Annotated in this window: 13 protein-coding genes; 5 read left to right on the plus strand and 8 right to left on the minus strand. The window is 74.4% G+C overall.

The features are described from left to right. Positions 1–100: 100 nt before the first annotated feature. Together ppgK and map are read right to left on the minus strand one after the other, a co-directional pair. Complete coding sequence (ppgK, locus tag HDA33_RS02575) at positions 101–925, minus strand: polyphosphate--glucose phosphotransferase (RefSeq protein ID WP_158494486.1); 825 nt, start codon at positions 923–925, stop codon at positions 101–103. A 21-nt stretch (positions 926–946) separates the two neighbouring features. Further along, positions 947–1,891, minus strand: a complete 945-nt coding sequence (map, locus tag HDA33_RS02580) for a type I methionyl aminopeptidase (RefSeq protein WP_184170597.1) — start codon at positions 1,889–1,891, stop codon at positions 947–949. A 36-nt stretch (positions 1,892–1,927) separates the two neighbouring features. On the opposite strand from map, the gene HDA33_RS02585 reads away from it, so the two are divergent. Next, a complete protein-coding gene (locus HDA33_RS02585; RefSeq protein ID WP_184170600.1) occupies positions 1,928–2,140 on the plus strand; it encodes an SPOR domain-containing protein in 213 nt (70 codons plus the stop codon). 109 nt (positions 2,141–2,249) lie between these two features. On the opposite strand, the gene panB is transcribed toward HDA33_RS02585, so the two are convergent. Further along, positions 2,250–3,116, minus strand: a complete 867-nt coding sequence (gene panB, locus HDA33_RS02590; RefSeq protein WP_184170603.1) for a 3-methyl-2-oxobutanoate hydroxymethyltransferase — start codon at positions 3,114–3,116, stop codon at positions 2,250–2,252. A gap of 37 nt (positions 3,117–3,153) precedes the next feature. Between panB and glnA (HDA33_RS02595) the strand changes: the two genes are divergently transcribed. Together glnA (HDA33_RS02595) and HDA33_RS02600 are read left to right on the plus strand one after the other, a co-directional pair. After that, positions 3,154–4,494, plus strand: coding sequence for a type I glutamate--ammonia ligase (glnA, locus tag HDA33_RS02595; RefSeq protein ID WP_184170607.1), 1,341 nt, complete (start codon positions 3,154–3,156; stop codon positions 4,492–4,494). A 10-nt stretch (positions 4,495–4,504) separates the two neighbouring features. Further along, complete coding sequence (locus HDA33_RS02600; protein WP_184170610.1) at positions 4,505–7,657, plus strand: bifunctional [glutamine synthetase] adenylyltransferase/[glutamine synthetase]-adenylyl-L-tyrosine phosphorylase; 3,153 nt, start codon at positions 4,505–4,507, stop codon at positions 7,655–7,657. A gap of 72 nt (positions 7,658–7,729) precedes the next feature. Here HDA33_RS02600 and HDA33_RS02605 read toward each other — a convergent pair whose 3' ends face one another. Then, positions 7,730–8,734: an LLM class flavin-dependent oxidoreductase gene (locus HDA33_RS02605; RefSeq protein WP_184170613.1), complete on the minus strand. Its 1,005-nt coding sequence runs from the start codon at positions 8,732–8,734 to the stop codon at positions 7,730–7,732. A gap of 199 nt (positions 8,735–8,933) precedes the next feature. Then, positions 8,934–10,358 carry a type I glutamate--ammonia ligase gene (gene glnA, locus HDA33_RS02610; RefSeq protein WP_184170616.1) on the minus strand — a complete coding sequence of 475 codons (1,425 nt, stop codon included), beginning with the start codon at positions 10,356–10,358 and terminating at the stop codon, positions 8,934–8,936. A gap of 151 nt (positions 10,359–10,509) precedes the next feature. Here glnA (HDA33_RS02610) and HDA33_RS02615 point away from each other — a divergent pair, with 151 nt between their 5' ends. After that, positions 10,510–11,010, plus strand: a complete 501-nt coding sequence (locus HDA33_RS02615; protein WP_049146950.1) for an RDD family protein — start codon at positions 10,510–10,512, stop codon at positions 11,008–11,010. A gap of 104 nt (positions 11,011–11,114) precedes the next feature. Here HDA33_RS02615 and HDA33_RS02620 read toward each other — a convergent pair whose 3' ends face one another. From HDA33_RS02620 to lipB, 3 genes are read right to left on the minus strand one after another with little or no spacing between them, the layout of a single operon-like run. Further along, positions 11,115–11,927, minus strand: coding sequence for a DUF4191 domain-containing protein (locus tag HDA33_RS02620; protein ID WP_184170619.1), 813 nt, complete (start codon positions 11,925–11,927; stop codon positions 11,115–11,117). 26 nt (positions 11,928–11,953) lie between these two features. Beyond that, positions 11,954–12,961, minus strand: coding sequence for a lipoyl synthase (lipA, locus tag HDA33_RS02625; protein ID WP_184170622.1), 1,008 nt, complete (start codon positions 12,959–12,961; stop codon positions 11,954–11,956). Beyond that, on the minus strand, positions 12,958–13,659 hold the full coding sequence (gene lipB, locus HDA33_RS02630) for a lipoyl(octanoyl) transferase LipB (RefSeq protein ID WP_184170625.1): 702 nt from the start codon (positions 13,657–13,659) through the stop codon (positions 12,958–12,960). Before lipB ends, lipA begins: the two co-directional genes overlap by 4 nt. A 108-nt stretch (positions 13,660–13,767) precedes the next feature. Between lipB and HDA33_RS02635 the strand changes: the two genes are divergently transcribed. Continuing rightward, positions 13,768–15,453, plus strand: coding sequence for a serine/threonine-protein kinase (locus HDA33_RS02635; RefSeq protein WP_184170628.1), 1,686 nt, complete (start codon positions 13,768–13,770; stop codon positions 15,451–15,453). Positions 15,454–15,493 lie beyond the last annotated feature (40 nt).

The raw sequence follows: 15,493 nt of genomic DNA on the forward strand, positions 1-15,493 counted from the left end.
ACAGACTGCCGAGGGCGGTTCCGGAGGGGAAGCCGGAACCGCCCTCGGTGCGTCTGCGCCCGGTCTCCGGGCGACCGTCCGGTCCCGGGCTCGGCGGGGCTCAGCGCGCGTCGGCGAGCGAGTCGTGCGCCGCGAGGGCGGCGCCCACGATGCCGGCGTTGTTGCGCAGCTGCGCCGGGACGATCGGGGTGCGCAGGCTCAGCAGGGGCAGGTAGTCGTCCGGGCGCTTGGAGATGCCCCCGCCCACGATGAACAGGTCGGGGGAGAAGACATGCTCCACGTGGGAGAAGAAGCGCTGCAGGCGCTGCGCGTACTCCGCCCAGCTCAGGTCCTCGCGCTCGCGGGCCTTCGCCGAGGCGCGGGTCTCCGCCATCACGCCGTCGAGCTCCAGGGAGCCGACCTCGAAGTTCGGGACGAGGACCCCGTCGTGCACCATGGCCCCGCCGATGCCGGTGCCCAGGGTGATCACGAGCACCAGCCCGGACACGCCGCGGCCGGCGCCGTAGCGGGCCTCGGCGAGGCCCGCGGCGTCGGCGTCGTTGACCACGCGGACGGGGCGGCGCAGGTGCTCCTCGAAGGCGGCCTTGAGGTCCGTGCCGATCCACGAGGGGTCGATGTTGTTCGCGGACAGGCAGACCCCGTCCTTGACGATCGAGGGGAAGCACACGCCCAGCGGCGCGGTCGGCGCCGGGGCCTTGTCCCGCGCGTCGAGCTCGGCGGTGATGGCCGCGAGCGTCGCGGCCACCGGCTCGGCCATGGCCGGCTGGGGGGTCGGGATCCGGAAGCGGTCCCCGCGCAGGGTCCCCGACTTCGGCCCGGAGCCTAGGCGGACGAGGCCGCCCTTCATGCCGGTGCCGCCGACGTCGATGCCGATCGTCGTGGGGTGCTTGGAGGAGCGCTGGGCGGTGGTGGTGTGCGTCGTCACGGCCCCCAGCTTAGTGCCACCTCAGGGCAGTGTGAGGATCTCGGCCCCGTCGTCCGTAACCACGAGCGTGTGCTCGAACTGCGCGGTGCGCCGACGGTCGCGGGTCACCACGGTCCAGCCGTCGTCCCACTGGTCCCAGTCGATCGTGCCGAGGGTGAGCATCGGCTCGATGGTGAACACCATGCCGGGCTCGAGCAGGCGGTCGTGGGCCGGGGCCGCGTCGTAGTGGGGGATCACGAGGCCGGAGTGGAAGTCCACGCCCACGCCGTGGCCGATGAAGTCACGCACCACGCCGTAGCCAAAGCGCTTGGCGTAGGACTCGATGGCGCGGCCGATCACGTTGACCTGACGGCCGGGCTTCACGGCGCGGATGCCGCGGCGCAGGGCCTCCTCGGTGCGCTCGACGAGCAGACGGGACTCTTCGTCCACGTCGCCGACCAGGTAGGTGCGGTTGTGGTCGCCGTGGACGCCGTCCAGGTACGCGGTGATGTCCAGGTTGACGATGTCCCCGTCCTCCAGGACGGTGCCGTCCGGGATGCCGTGGCAGATGACCTCGTTGATCGAGGTGCAGATGGACCGCGGGAAGCCGCGGTAGCCGAGGCACGAGGGGTAGGCGCCGTGCTCGACCAGGTAGGCGTGGGCGATCCGGTCCAGCTCGTCCGTGGTCACGCCGGGGCGGATGTAGGCGGCGGTGTGCTCCATGGCGCGGGCGGCCAGGCGGCCCGCGGCCCGGATCCGCTCGATCCCGGCTGCGTCGTAGACGTCCGAGGCGTTGCCCTCGTCCGCGGTCGCCCGGCCCACGTACTCCGGGCGGGGGATCGAGGCCGGTACAGGCGGGGCCGGCGAGGGCGCTCCCGGGGTCAGCGTCCCGACGGGCGCCAGCGACCCCGGCTGCGGTGCGGCCGGCCCCTCGGGGCGGGGGCCGTTGTGGCTGGACGGGGACGCGGTGCTCTGGCGGTGGGACATGTCCGCCAGCCTATCGGCCCCACTACTGTGGCCCGCATGAGCGAGAAGAGCGAGTACTGGTACAACGTCCGCACCCAGCAGGTGGAGGAGGGCGCGCAGTCGGACTGGTCCCAGCTGCTGGGCCCGTTCGGCACCCGCGAGGAGGCGCAGGGCGCGATGTCCCGCGTGCAGGCGAACAACGAGGCCGCCGACGCCGCCGATGAGCGCGACGACAACTGGGACAACAACCCCCTCAACGACGCGGACTGACCCCCGCCGTCCACGCCGCGGCCGCCCGGCCCGACCCCCCGCGGGGATCGGAGCGGGCGGCCGTCGTCGTGCCGGGCCGCGCGTCGTCCCCGGCGGACGACCCGGCGGCTCAGGCCTCGAAGCCGTGCTCCGGGGCCGGGAAGGCGCCGTCGAGCACGTCGCGGCGGTAGGCGCGCACGCCCTCGCCGATCACCTCGTGCAGGCGGGCGTACTGCCGCACGAAGCGGGGGGTGCGTCCCTCGCGCAGGCCGAGCATGTCCTGCCACACGAGCACCTGGCCCGTGGTGCCGGGGCCGGCGCCGATGCCCACGGTGGGCACCCGCAGCGCGGCGTCGACGGCGGCGGCGACGTCCGAGGGCACCATCTCCATCAGGACGGCGAACGCCCCGGCCGCCTCGAGGGCGCGGGCGGAGGCGGTCATCGCCTCGACGGCGCCCTCGCCGCGGCCCTGCACCCGGTAGCCGCCGAGCACGTGCTCGGACTGCGGGGTGAAGCCGATGTGGGCCATGACCGCGACGCCGGCGGCCGTCATCGCGGCCACGTGCTCGGCGAAGCGCTCGTCGCCCTCCACCTTGACGGCGTGCGCGCCGGACTCCTTCACGAGGCGCACGGCCGACTCGACGGCCTGCCGGGGGGAGGCCTCGTAGGAGCCGAAGGGCAGGTCCGCGACCACGAGGGCCCGCTCGGCACCGCGCACCACGGCCTGGGTGAACAGGATCATCTGGTCCAGGGTGACCGGGAGCGTGGAGGAGTGGCCGAGCACCGTGTTGCCCACGGAGTCGCCCACGAGCAGCACCTCGACGCCGGCCTCGTCGAACAGCGCGGCCGTCATCGCGTCGTACACGGTGAGCATCGCGAAGCGGCGGCCCTCGTCCTTGGCCCGCTGCAGGTGGACCGTGCGGTAGCGGGACGGGGCGGGCGGGCCGTAGGGGGCGGCGACGTCGTCGTTCTTCCGGGGGGAATCGGGAGCGGACATGGCCCGGAGTCTACGCGGCGCGTTCTAGAGTGGCCGCATGGATCGACAGCAGGACTACGTGCTCCGCACCATCGAGGACCGGGACGTGAGGTTCGTGCGCCTGTGGTTCACGGACGTCGTCGGGACGCTGAAGTCGGTGGCGCTGTCCCCGGCCGAGGTGGAGAACGCGTTCGCCGAGGGGCTGGGCTTCGACGGCTCCTCGATCGACGGCTACACCCGCATCTCCGAGTCGGACATGCTGCTGCAGCCGGACCCGGCCACCTTCCAGATCCTGCCCTGGCGCGGGGACAGCGGGCAGAGTTCGCGCATGTTCTGCGACGTCCTCACCCCGGACGGGCGCCCCGCCCCGGCCGACCCCCGCCACGTGCTGCGCCGCGTGCTGGAGAAGGCCTCGGACATGGGCTTCTCCTGCTTCATGCACCCGGAGATCGAGTTCTACCTGCTCACGAGCGACCAGCCCGGCCCCGACGGCCGGCCCGTGCCGGTGGACCGCGCCGGCTACTTCGACAACGTGCCCGGCTCCGACGCCGCCGACTTCCGCCGCGACGCCGTGACGCTGCTGGAGAGCATGGGCATCTCCGTGGAGTTCAGCCACCACGAGAACGGCCCGGGCCAGAACGAGATCGACCTGCGCGCCGCCGACGCGCTGACCACCGCGGACAACGTGATGACGTTCCGCACCGTGGTCAAGGAGGTGGCCGCAGCCCAGGGCACCTACGCCACCTTCATGCCCAAGCCGTTCTCCGAGCACCCCGGCTCGGGCATGCACACCCACATCTCCCTCTTCGAGGGCGACTCCAACGCCTTCTACGACCCCGCAGACGAGTTCCGGCTCTCCGTGACGGGCCGCCGGTTCATCGCCGGCCTGCTGCGCCACTCCGTGGAGATCAGCGCCGTCACCCACCAGTTCGTCAACTCCTACAAGCGCCTGTGGGGCGGCGGCGAGGCGCCCTCGTACGTCTCCTGGGGACACAACAACCGCTCCGCGCTCGTGCGCGTGCCCCTGTACAAGCCGGACAAGGCCGGCTCCGCCCGCATCGAGTACCGCGGCATCGACGCCTCGGCCAACCCGTACCTGGCCTACGCGCTGCTGCTGGCCGCCGGCCTGAAGGGCATCGAGGAGGGCTACGAGCTGCCCGAGTCCGCCGCCGAGGACGTCAGCGCGCTCACCACCCACGAGCGCCGGGTCCTCGGCCACGACCCGCTGCCCGGCACCCTGCACGACGCCCTGCGCGCCGCCGAGGAGTCCGAGTTCGTCGCCTCCGTGCTGGGCGAGCACGTCTTCGACGCCCTGCTGCGCAACAAGCGCCAGGAGTGGGACGACTACCGGGTGGAGGTCACGCCGTACGAGCTGCGGCGCTACCTCTCCGGCCTCTGAGGCGCCGGCCGTGTCCGCCCTGCCAGAGGCGGCGACCGCCGACGCCCCGGACCGCCGCGCCCTCGCGCAGGCGGGGGTCGCCGACGCCCGCCGCGTCCAGTCGCTGCTCGCCTCCCCGGAGTTCGAGGGGGCCGACGTCGCCCCCCTCGTGGAGCGGCTCGGCCACGCCGCCGACCCGGACCGCGCCCTGCTGCTCTGGGTGCGCCTCGCCGAGCGCGAGCCCCGCGTCCACCGCGCCCTGCGGGACCCGGAGACCACCGCGCGCCTGCTGCGCCTGCTCGGCGCCTCCGAGGCGCTCGGCGAGTTCCTCATCCGCCGTCCCGAGCACCTCGACCTCGTCCTCGAGCCCGAGTCCGCCGCCGCGACCGCCCCGGCGCTCGCCCAGCCGGACCCCGCGGACGGCGAGGAGTGGGCCGACGAGCCCGCGGCCCTGCGCCGCCTGCTCCTGGAGGCGGTGGAGGCCGACCCCGACGCCGACCGGCCCCGCGCCGGGCTGACCGGCACGGACGCCGCCGTCGCCCTGCGCCGCGCCTACCGACGCCAGCTCGCCGCGATCGCCCTGCGCGACCTCGACTCCGCGGATCCCGCCGCCGTCATGCCCTCCGTCGGCCGCTGGCTCGCCGACCTGGCCGGAGCCGCCGTGGACGCCGCGCTCGCGGTCTCGCGGGCCACGCTCGCCGAGCGCGAGGGCCCCGCGGTGGACCGCGTGGACCTGGCCGTGATCGGCATGGGCAAGTGCGGCGCCCGGGAGCTGAACTACATCTCCGACGTCGACGTGGTCTTCGTCCACGAGCTCCTCGACCCCGGCCCGGACGCCGCCGGGGAGGCCGGTGCGGACGGGGCCGACGGGGAGGCGTCCGACGCCGTCGACGGCACGCGCGCCGCGGTGCTGGCCGCCGAGCTCGCCGCCGGCATAGGCCGCGTCATCCAGGCCGCCGCCCCCGAGCCCGGCCTCTGGGAGGTGGACGCCAACCTGCGCCCCGAGGGCAAGGACGGCGCCCTCAGCCGCACCCTGGACTCCCACACCGAGTACTACCGCCGCTGGGCCCACGGCTGGGAGTTCCAGGCGCTGCTCAAGGCCCGCTCCATCGCCGGCTCCGCCGACCTGGGCGCCCGCTACCTCGAGCGGATCTGGCCCCGGGTCTGGGAGTCCTCGGCGCGCGAGGGCTTCGTGGACTCGGTGCGGGCCATGCGCTCGCGGGTGCTGGAGACCATCGCCCCGGCCGAGCGGGAGCGGCAGATCAAGCTCGGCTCCGGCGGGCTGCGGGACGTGGAGTTCACCGCGCAGCTGCTCCAGCTCGTGCACGGGCGCGCGGACGAGTCGATCCGCGTCCGCGGCACCCTGGACGCCGTGCGGGCGCTGCACGAGGCCTCCTACATCAGCACCCGGGACGCGGCCGCCTTCGACGAGCACTACCGGTGGCTGCGCACGCTCGAGCACCGCATCCAGCTCGTGCACCTGCGACGCACCCACCTGATGCCGGTCAAGGACGAGGCCCTCCGCATCGTCGCCCGCTCGCTGCGCGGCTCCCAGGAGACCGGGCCGGCCACCGGCGAGGACCTGCAGGCCGCGTTCACGCGGGTCCGCCGGGCCGTGCGGGGCCTGCACGAGACGGTGTTCTACCGGCCGCTGCTGTCCACCACCGCCGCCCTGTCCGACGACGAGGTGCGCCTGTCCGCCGAGGCGGTGCGCGAGCGCCTCGCGGCCCTGGGCTACCGCGACCCGAAGGGGGCGCTGCGGCACATCGAGGCGCTCACCCAGGGCGTCTCCCGCCGGGCCGCGATCCAGCGCCAGCTGCTGCCGGCCATGCTCGGCTGGTTCGCGGAGGGCGCGGACCCCGACGGCGGCCTGCTCGCCTTCCGCCGGCTGTCCGAGTCCCTGGGCGGCACGTCCTGGTACCTGCGGATGCTGCGCGACTCCTCCGACGCCGCCCGGCGGCTCTGCCTCGTGCTCGCCGCCTCGCGGTTCGTCGGGGACCTGCTGGAGCACTCGCCCGAGGCCGTGGCATGGGTGGGCGACGACCGCGAGCTCGAGCCGCGCGGCACCGTCCAGCTGTGGCGCCAGGCCGACGCCCGCCTGGACCGGCGCATTGAGGCGCAGGAGGCCCCGGCCGCCGTCCGCCACGTGCGGCAGGTGCGCCGCAGCGAGACCCTGCGCGTGGCCCTGGCGGACATCTCGGGGCTGCTGGACCTCGAGGCCGTCACCGGGGCCCTGTCGGACATCGACCAGATCACCGTGGTCGGCGCCCTGCGCGTGGCCTCGCGCGCCGTCGTCGGGGACGCCGACCCGCTCACCGACGTGCTCGTGGTGGCCATGGGCCGCCAGGGCGGCCGGGAGATCACCTACGGCTCGGACCTCGACGCCCTGTTCGTGCACCGGCCACGCCCCGGCGTCGACGAGGGGCGGGCGCGCGAGCAGGCCGAGGAGGTCGTGCGGACGCTGATGTCCCTGCTGCACCGCCCCGCGACCCCGCCGCTGCCCGGCGAGCGGCCGCTCGAGGTGGACGCCGACCTGCGCCCCGAGGGACGCCAGGGGCCGCTCGTGCGCACCCTGGACTCGTACCGGGAGTACTACGGGCGCTGGGCGGAGGTGTGGGAGCGCCAGGCGCTGCTGCGCGCCCGGCCCCTGGCCGGCGACGACGACCTCGCCACCGACTTCCGGCGGTGGGCCGACGGGGTCCGCTACGCCGGGGACCTGACCACCGCAGACGCGCGGGAGATCCGGCGCATCAAGGCCCGTGTGGAGGCCGAGCGCCTGCCCCGCGGCGCGGACCCCTCCCGGCACGTCAAGCTCGGCCGCGGCGGGCTCTCGGACGTGGAGTGGCTGGTGCAGTCCCTGCAGCTGCGCCACGCGGGCGAGGTCGAGGACCTGCGGGTCACCGGCACGCTGCCGGCCCTGCGGGCGATCGCCCGGCACGGGCTGCTGCCCGAGGCCGAGGTCGCCGTGCTGGAGGAGGCGTGGCTGCTGGCGAGCCGGATCCGCGCGGCCGTGCTGCTGTGGACCGGGAAGGTCGGGGACGTGCTGCCCACCAACATGCGCGACCTCGAGGCCATCGCCCGGCTCAGCGGCGTCGGGACCGCCGGAGGCGAGCTGGAGGAGCGCTACTTGCGCGTCACGCGGCTGGCACGGCAGGTGTTCGAGGCCCGCTTCTACGGGCTCTGAGCCCCGACGCCGGCCCGCGCGCGGCGGGGCACCGCGGACGGCCGCGGGGCCGCCGGGAGGCCCCGGCCGGGCTCAGGCCCGGACGACGTGCTCGCCGAGCAGCTCCAGGGTGCGCCGACGCACGCCGGCGTCCTGGGCCGCCGTCGTGATGATCAGCTCGTCGGCCTGGACCTTCGCGGCGAAGTCCCGCAGCCAGGTCGCGGTCTCCTCGCCGGTGCCCACGGCGGTGCACTCGAGCATGGTGAGCACCTGCTGGCCGGCGGGGGAGTGCAGCAGCATCTCCACCTCGTCGTCGCTCAGCGTGCGGCCCCGGCCGAGCATCATGCGGATCCGGGCGCGGCGGGCGGCCTCCCACTCCCGGTCGGCCTCCTCCCGCGTGTCCGCGGCGATCACGTTGGCCGCCGCGATGAAGTGCGGCTCGGCCAGCGCCTCGGAGGGCTCGAAGTGCTCGCGGTACAGGCGGGCCGCGTGCTCGAGCATCTGCGGGGCGAAGTGGCTGGCGAACGCGTAGCCCAGGCCCAGCTGGGCGGCCAGCTGGGCGCCGAACGCGGAGGAGCCGAGGATGTAGAGCGGCACGTCGGTGCCCTTGCCCGGGTACGCCTCGATGCCGGGGATGCGCGTGCGGCCCGTCAGGTAGCCCTGCAGCTCCAGGACGTCCTGCGGGAAGCGCTCGGCGGCCGAGGGGTCTCGGCGCAGCGCCTGCAGGGTGCGCTGGTCCGTGCCGGGGGCGCGGCCCACGCCCAGGTCGATGCGGCCGGGGTGCAGCTCGGCCAGGGTGCCGAACTGCTCGGCGATGACCAGCGGCGAGTGGTTGGGCAGCATGACCCCGCCGGACCCGAGCCGGATCGACTCGGTGTGCGCCGCCACATGCGCGATGAGCACGGACGTGGCCGAGGAGGCGATGGCCGGCATGTTGTGGTGCTCGGCGTACCAGACCCGGCGGAAGCCGGCCCGCTCCGCCGCCTGCGCCTGCTCGACGGACTCGGCGACGGCCTCGGCCACGCTCGCGCCGTCGCGGACGGTGGCCAGGTCCAGCAGGGACAGCGGCAGGTCGGTGGGGGCGCGGTGCTCGGTCATGGTCCTCCTCGTGGGGCGCGGGCGTCTCTCCCCGGGTCCAGCGCGGGTCCGGGCCCCGATATTCCGGGCGCGCGGTCCGGCGTGGCCCCGGCATGCCCCCGGAACGCCGACGGCCGGCACCCTCCCGCAGGGGAGGACGCCGGCCGTGGGCGGTCGGGCGCCGTGCGGACCGGGGGTCCGCGGCGCCCGGTCCGGCGGATCAGACCGAGTAGTACAGCTCGAACTCGTAGGGGTTCGGGCGCGCGGCCAGCGGGGCGATCTCCATCTCGCGCTTGTACGCGATCCAGGTCTCGATCAGCTCCTCGGTGAACACGTCGCCGGCCAGGAGGAACTCGTGGTCCTCCTCGAGGGCGTTCAGGGCCTCGTCCAGGGTGGCGGGTGCCTTCTGGATGTCGGCGGCCTCCTCGGCCGGCAGCTCGTAGAGGTCCTTGTCGATCGGCTCGGCCGGCTCGATGCGGTTGCGGATGCCGTCCAGGCCGGCCATCAGCTGCGCGGCGAACGCGAGGTACGGGTTGCCCGAGGCGTCCGGGGCGCGGAACTCGATGCGCTTGGCCTTCGGGTTGGGGCCGGTGATCGGGATGCGGATGCCCGCCGAGCGGTTGCCCTGCGAGTAGACCATGTTCACGGGGGCCTCGAAGCCCGGCACCAGGCGGCGGTAGGAGTTCACCGTGGGGTTGGTGAACGCCAGGACCGCGGAGGCGTGCTTCAGCAGGCCGCCGATGTACCAGCGGGCGGTGTCCGAGAGGTTCGCGTAGCCCTTCTCGTCGAAGAACAGCGGCTCGCCGCCGTTCCACAGGGACTGGTGGCAGTGCATGCCGGAGCCGTTGTCGCCGAAGACGGGCTTGGGCATGAAGGTGGCCGTCTTGCCGAACTGCTCGGCGACGTTCTTGACGACGTACTTGAACTTCTGCAGGTCGTCCGCCGAGTGGGTCAGCGTGTTGAAGCGGTAGTTGATCTCCGCCTGGCCCGCGGCGGCCACCTCGTGGTGGGAGCGCTCGACCTCGAGGCCGACCTCGGCCAGGACCGCGCAGATCTCGTCGCGCAGGTCGGCCTGCTTGTCCGTGGGGGAGACGGGGAAGTAGCCGCCCTTGAGGCTGGTCTTGTGGCTCAGGTTGCCGCCCTCGTCCTCGCGGGAGGCGTTCCACCAGGCCTCGTCCGAGTCCACGGCGTAGAACGAGCCGCGGGGGGAGGACTCGTAGCGGACGTCCTCGAAGATGAAAAACTCGGCCTCGGGGGCGAAGAACGCCGTGTCCGCGATGCCGGAGGAGCTCAGGTAGGCCTCCGCGCGCTGGGCCACGCCGCGCGGGTCGCGCAGGTAGGGCTCGCCGGTGCGGGGGTTCACGATGGAGAAGTTCATCGTGAGGGTCTTGCGGACGCGGAAGGGGTCCACGAAGGCCGTCGCGACGTCCGGAATGAGCTGCATGTCGGACTCGGCGATGCCGGCGAAGCCCCGGATGGAGGAGCCGTCGAACAGCTGGCCCGTGGTGAAGAAGTCCTCGTCGACCGTGGACGCGGGCACGTTGAAGTGGTGCTGCATGCCGGGGAGGTCGGTGAAGCGGATGTCGACGAACTCGATCCCCTCTTCCTTGATGTACGCGAGGACGTCCGCGGGGGAGGTGAACATGGTGCGCTCCTGTGGTCGTGACGATGGTGGCATGTCCGGCACGGCGGCGCTGGCGTGGCGGGTGTCACCACCCTACTTGCCCGGCGGCCCCCGTGGGCGTCGGTGACGCCCCACGGCGAGCCTCGCGGTTCCGCGCCGGTAGGCTGGGCCGGTGGCACGCAGAGCACCCGACCCCGCGCAAGAGCCCGAACCGACCCGCCGTGACGAGCCGCTGATCACCCGGCGCGACCTCGCCGGCTGGGTGGACGGTCCGGGCGGCGGCCTGGCCGGCGGCCGCTGGCCGGGGGACCTCCTGGGCCTGCCGGAGCACGGCCCCACCTCGATGGCCACCGCGGCCCGCCGCGCCGTCGCCCTCGTGATCGACTGGTTCCTGGCCCTGGGCGTGTCCTGGCTGCTCTTCGACTCCGACGCGATCGCCACCCTGATGGTCTTCGCGACGATGCACATCCTCGGCATCACCCTGCTGGCCACCACCGTGGGCAAGGCCGTGTGCCGCACCCAGGTGGTGCGCCTCGGCGGCCGGACCGCCCCCGTGCACCGCGTGGTGGTGCGCACGGCGCTGCTGTGCCTCGTGCTGCCGGCCGTCGTCGTCGGCCCGGACGGCCGCGGCATGCACGACAAGGTCGCCGGCACCGTCGAGATCCGCATGTGAGCACACCGGCCCGCGCCAGACGGCGCCGGGCCTGACGCGATGAAGGGGGCCGCCCCGCCGAGGATTCGGCGGGGCGGCCCCCTTTCGCGCGGGTGCGGCGGCGCTCAGCGGCCGCGCATGGCGCGCCGGCTCGGGCGGGCCTTCATGGGGTCCACACCCTTGGGGATGGGCAGGCGGTTGACGTTGAGCGCGTTCACGCGCTTGTCCACGGCCTGCACCTCCTGGGCGGTGAGCGCCTTCTTCATGGACTTCAGGGTGCGCGGCAGCTCGTGCAGCGGGACCTGGCCCTGGCCGTTGCCGGCCTCCACCACGGTCACGGGCACGCCCGGCAGGAAGCGGCGCATGGCCTTCTCCTCCTTGCCCACGAGCGCGGCGATGCGGTTCGAGGGGCCCTCGGTGACGAGCACGACGCCGGGACGGCCCACGGCGCGGTAGACCACGTCCTGGGTCTTGGGGTTCACGGCCACGGGCTGCTCGGGCACGATCCAGCCGCGGCCCAGTGTGGACAGCGCGGCGCCGGCGGCGCCCGGGCGGCCCTCGAGCTGGGCGAAGCCGGCGCGGCGGGCCTTGCGGTTGAGGATCACGACGGCGGCCAGCACGCCGAACGGGATGGCGATCAGCAGCCAGGTGATCCAGTTGTTGAGCAGCAGGCCGATGACGAGGCCGAGGACGAGCACGCCCACGAACGCCAGCAGCATCCACAGGCCGACCTTCGGGTCGTTCGCCTTGGTCATGGCGTACGCCTGCTTGAGCTGGGCGATGATGCCGGGGCCCCGGTTGGCACGCTTGTCCCGACGCTGGGCGCGGGTCTCCTCCTTGACGCGACGGCGGCGGTCGCGCTGCATGGCCTTGACCTGCTTGAGGTCGGCCGAGGTGGAGCCGGAGGAGGACGCGGGGGGCTGGCTGTTCTTCGTCATGACGGGGTCCAGTCTAGTCGGGCGGCTCAGGACATCTGGGCGACGACGGCGGAGGCCTCCTGGCGGGCCGTCTTCTCCCCGGCCAGGTGCGCCAGGTTCTCCGGCAGGGTCCGGCCGAGTCGCTGCATGGCCTGCGCGTAGAGCTTGCCCGCGCGGTACGACGAGCGCACCAGCGGGCCCGCCATGACGCCCTGGAAGCCGATCTCCTCGGCGCGCTGGGACCACTGGACGAACTCCTGCGGCTTCACCCAGCGGTCGATGGGGTGGTGCAGCTTCGAGGGCCGGACGTACTGCGTGATGGTGATGATGTCGCAGCCGGCCTCGTGCAGGTCCACCAGGGCCTGGTCGATCTCGTGGTCCTCCTCGCCCATGCCCAGGATGAGGTTGGACTTAGTGACGAGCCCGTCGGCCTTGGCCATCGTGAGCACCTTGAGGGACTTCTCGTACGTGAAGGCCGGGCGGATGCGCTTGAAGATGCGCGGCACCGTCTCCAGGTTGTGCGCGAACACCTCGGGCCGCGCGTCGAACACCTGCTGGACGAGCTCCGGCACCGCGCCGAAGTCAGGGGGCAGGATCTCCACGCCCGTGCCGGGGTTGAGCGCGTGGATGCGGCGGATGGTCTCCGCGTAGAGCCAGGCCGCGCCGTCCTTCTGGTCGTCGCGGGCGACGCCCGTGACGGTGGCGTACCGCAGGTCCATCTCGCGGATGTTCTCGGCAACCTTCTGCGGCTCCTCCATGTCCAGGGGACGCGGCTTGCCGGAGGTGATGTCGCAGAAGTCACACCGGCGGGTGCAGATGTCGCCGCCGATGAGGAACGTGGCCTCGCGGTCCTCCCAGCACTCGAAGATGTTGGGGCAGCCGGCCTCCTCGCACACGGTGTGCAGGCCGGAGGACTTGACCTTGTTCTTCAGGCCGATGTACTCGGGGCCCATGTGGACCTTGGCCTTGATCCACTCGGGCTTGCGCTCGACGGGCACCTCGGCGTTGCGCGCCTCCACGCGCAGCAGGCGGCGTCCTTCGGGGGCGAGGCTCATGCGGGGATTCCTTCCGTGGGGGTGACGGCGATGTACGCGGGCCCGAGCTCGTCCAGATGACGGGTGAGCACGGGCACGACGTCGGCCGGGGTGATGGTCCGGCCCGTCTCGACCGACAGGGTGGTGGTGGCGGCGTCCGTGATGCCGCACGCGATGATCCCCTCGTAGGGGGCCAGGGAGTTGGAGCAGTTCAGGGCGAAGCCGTGCATCGAGACGCCGTCGTGGATGGACAGGCCGATGGCGCCGACCTTGCGGTCCGGGCGGGCCGCGCCGTCGTCGTCCCGGTCCGCGAGGACCCAGATCCCCGCCCGCCCGTCCACGCGGACGGCCGTGACGCCGAACTCGGCGGCGGTGCGGATCAGCAGCTCCTCGAGGAACCACACGTAGTCCTTGACGTGGGCGCGGTCGCGCAGCCGGACCACGGGGTAGCCGACCAGCTGGCCCGGCCCGTGCCACGTGATCTTGCCGCCGCGGTCCACGTCCACGACGGGGGCGCCGTCCGTGGGGCGCTCGGCGTCCTCGGTACGGCGACCGGCCGTGTAGACGGCCTCGTGCTCCAGGAGGAGGAACTCGCCGTCGGAGCGGCCGGCGACGACGTCCGCGTGCAGGGCGCGTTGGGCGTCCCAGGCGGCGTGGTAGTCCACCAGGTCGGGCGCCAGGCCGAGCACGCGCAGGGGCGGCAGAAGGGTCTCGGGCATGACGTCCACTGTAGTCCTCGGGCCCGGACCTGTGGACAACCGCCGTGACGCCCGGGGACATGCGGCACCCTGGGATGGAACGGACGGCGCGGCGGAGAGGGGAGCCGGATGCGGGACTGGGACGAGGCGGACGACGGCGCGGTGGGACGCGTCGGCGGCGGGCCGGAGACGGAACCGGAGAGGACGTCGGAGCTGGGCACGGCTGCGCCGCGCGCCCCGGGCTGGGCACCCGTCCGGCTGCTCGGCGCGGGCGCCCAGGCGGAGGTCTGGCTCGTCGAGGACGGCCGGGGCGTCCGGGCCGCCCTGAAGGTGCCCCGTGCCGGCGCGGCGCCGGACGCCTTGGCGGCGGAGGCGCAGGCCGGACGGGTCGCGCATCCCCATCTGCTGCGCGTGCTCGGCGTGGTGGAGACGGACCGGGGCCTCGGAGTCCTCACCGAGCACCGCGCGGCCGGCACGCTGCAGGACATGGTGCAGCGGGTCGGCCCCCTGAGCCCCGGGCAGGCCGTCACCGTGCTCGTCCCGATCGCGCAGGCACTCGCGTGCCTCCACCGCGAGGGGGTGGTGCATGGCGACGTGTCCCCGGCGAACGTCCTGTTCGGCGTCGACGGCAGCCCGGCCCTCGCCGACCTCGGCGTCGCCCGCGTGGTCGGCGGGGCGTCGGGGGCCGGGGCGACGCCGGGCTTCGCGGCCCCCGAGGCGCTCGCCGCGGTGCAGGGGGCCGGGGCGGAACCGGAGGCGTCGCCCGCGGTGGGAGCGCCGAGCGACGTCCACGCGTGGGCCGCCCTGGGCTGGTACGCGCTCACCGGTCGCGCGCCGGGGGCCGCCGGGCATCGGGCGCCGCTGCCCGTCCTGGTTCCCGAAGCATCCCCCGAGCTCGCGCTGCTGCTCGATGCGGCGCTCTCCCCGGACCCGGCGGCGCGGCCGAGCGCGGAGGAGGCCGCCGCCGCCGTGTATGCGACGGCCCGGCCCGAGCCGGTCCCGCTCGGAGAGGCCGCCCCCGCCGAGGTGGCGCACCTGCTGCCCACGGTGCTGCCGGGCTCCGGGCCCACGCGGCGACGCCGACGACGCGCGGGTCCGGGACGGCGCGCGCTCGTGGGACGACGTGGGGCGGCGCCACGCCGGGGCGTCCTCCTGGCCGCAGGGCTGGCCACCGCGCTGGCCGTGGGCGGTGGCACCGCCGGGCTGTGGTGGCCGGCGGCTCCGGGCTCGGCAGCGGAGGGGGCGCCGGCGGAGGGGGCGCCGGAGCCGGCGGGCACGGAGCCGACCGGCACCCCGGTGGACGCGGCGCGCCCGGCGGACGGGACGCCGGAGAGCGGGACGCCGGCGCGGGCGACGGACACGGGCGCCCCCGGCGAGGACGCCGCCGGGGCGGACGCCGTCGACGTGGGCGAGGCGCTGGCCGCGGTCGGCCAAGCCCGGACGGCCGCGCTCACCGACCCGGAGCCCGCGCGACTGGACGCCTACGCCGTGCCCGGGGGACCGGCGTGGGAGAACGACCGGGATCTGCTGCGCCGGCTGACGGACGAGGGCTTCGCCTTCTCCGGCCTCGAGGTGACGGTGGAGCAGGCCGGACCCGCCCGGCGGGCCGGGGACGACGCGCTGCGTGTCGACGCCGTGCTCCGGACGTCGGCCCACACCGTGCTGGACCGCGCGGGACGGGTGGCGGCGCATCGGGAGGCGACGGCCGAGGAGGTCGTGCTGGTCCTGCGCAGCGGCCACGGAGAGGACCCCGAGGCGCGCGACGGCGGCGCGGCGGGTCGGACGTGGCGGGTCGAGACCGTCGATCCGCGCTGACCCCGAGCTCGGATCCAGCGCCGGAGGCCGGCGGTCCCGA

It is taken from the genome of Micrococcus endophyticus, assembly GCF_014205115.1.
In the GTDB taxonomy this organism is placed as follows: domain Bacteria; phylum Actinomycetota; class Actinomycetes; order Actinomycetales; family Micrococcaceae; genus Micrococcus; species Micrococcus endophyticus.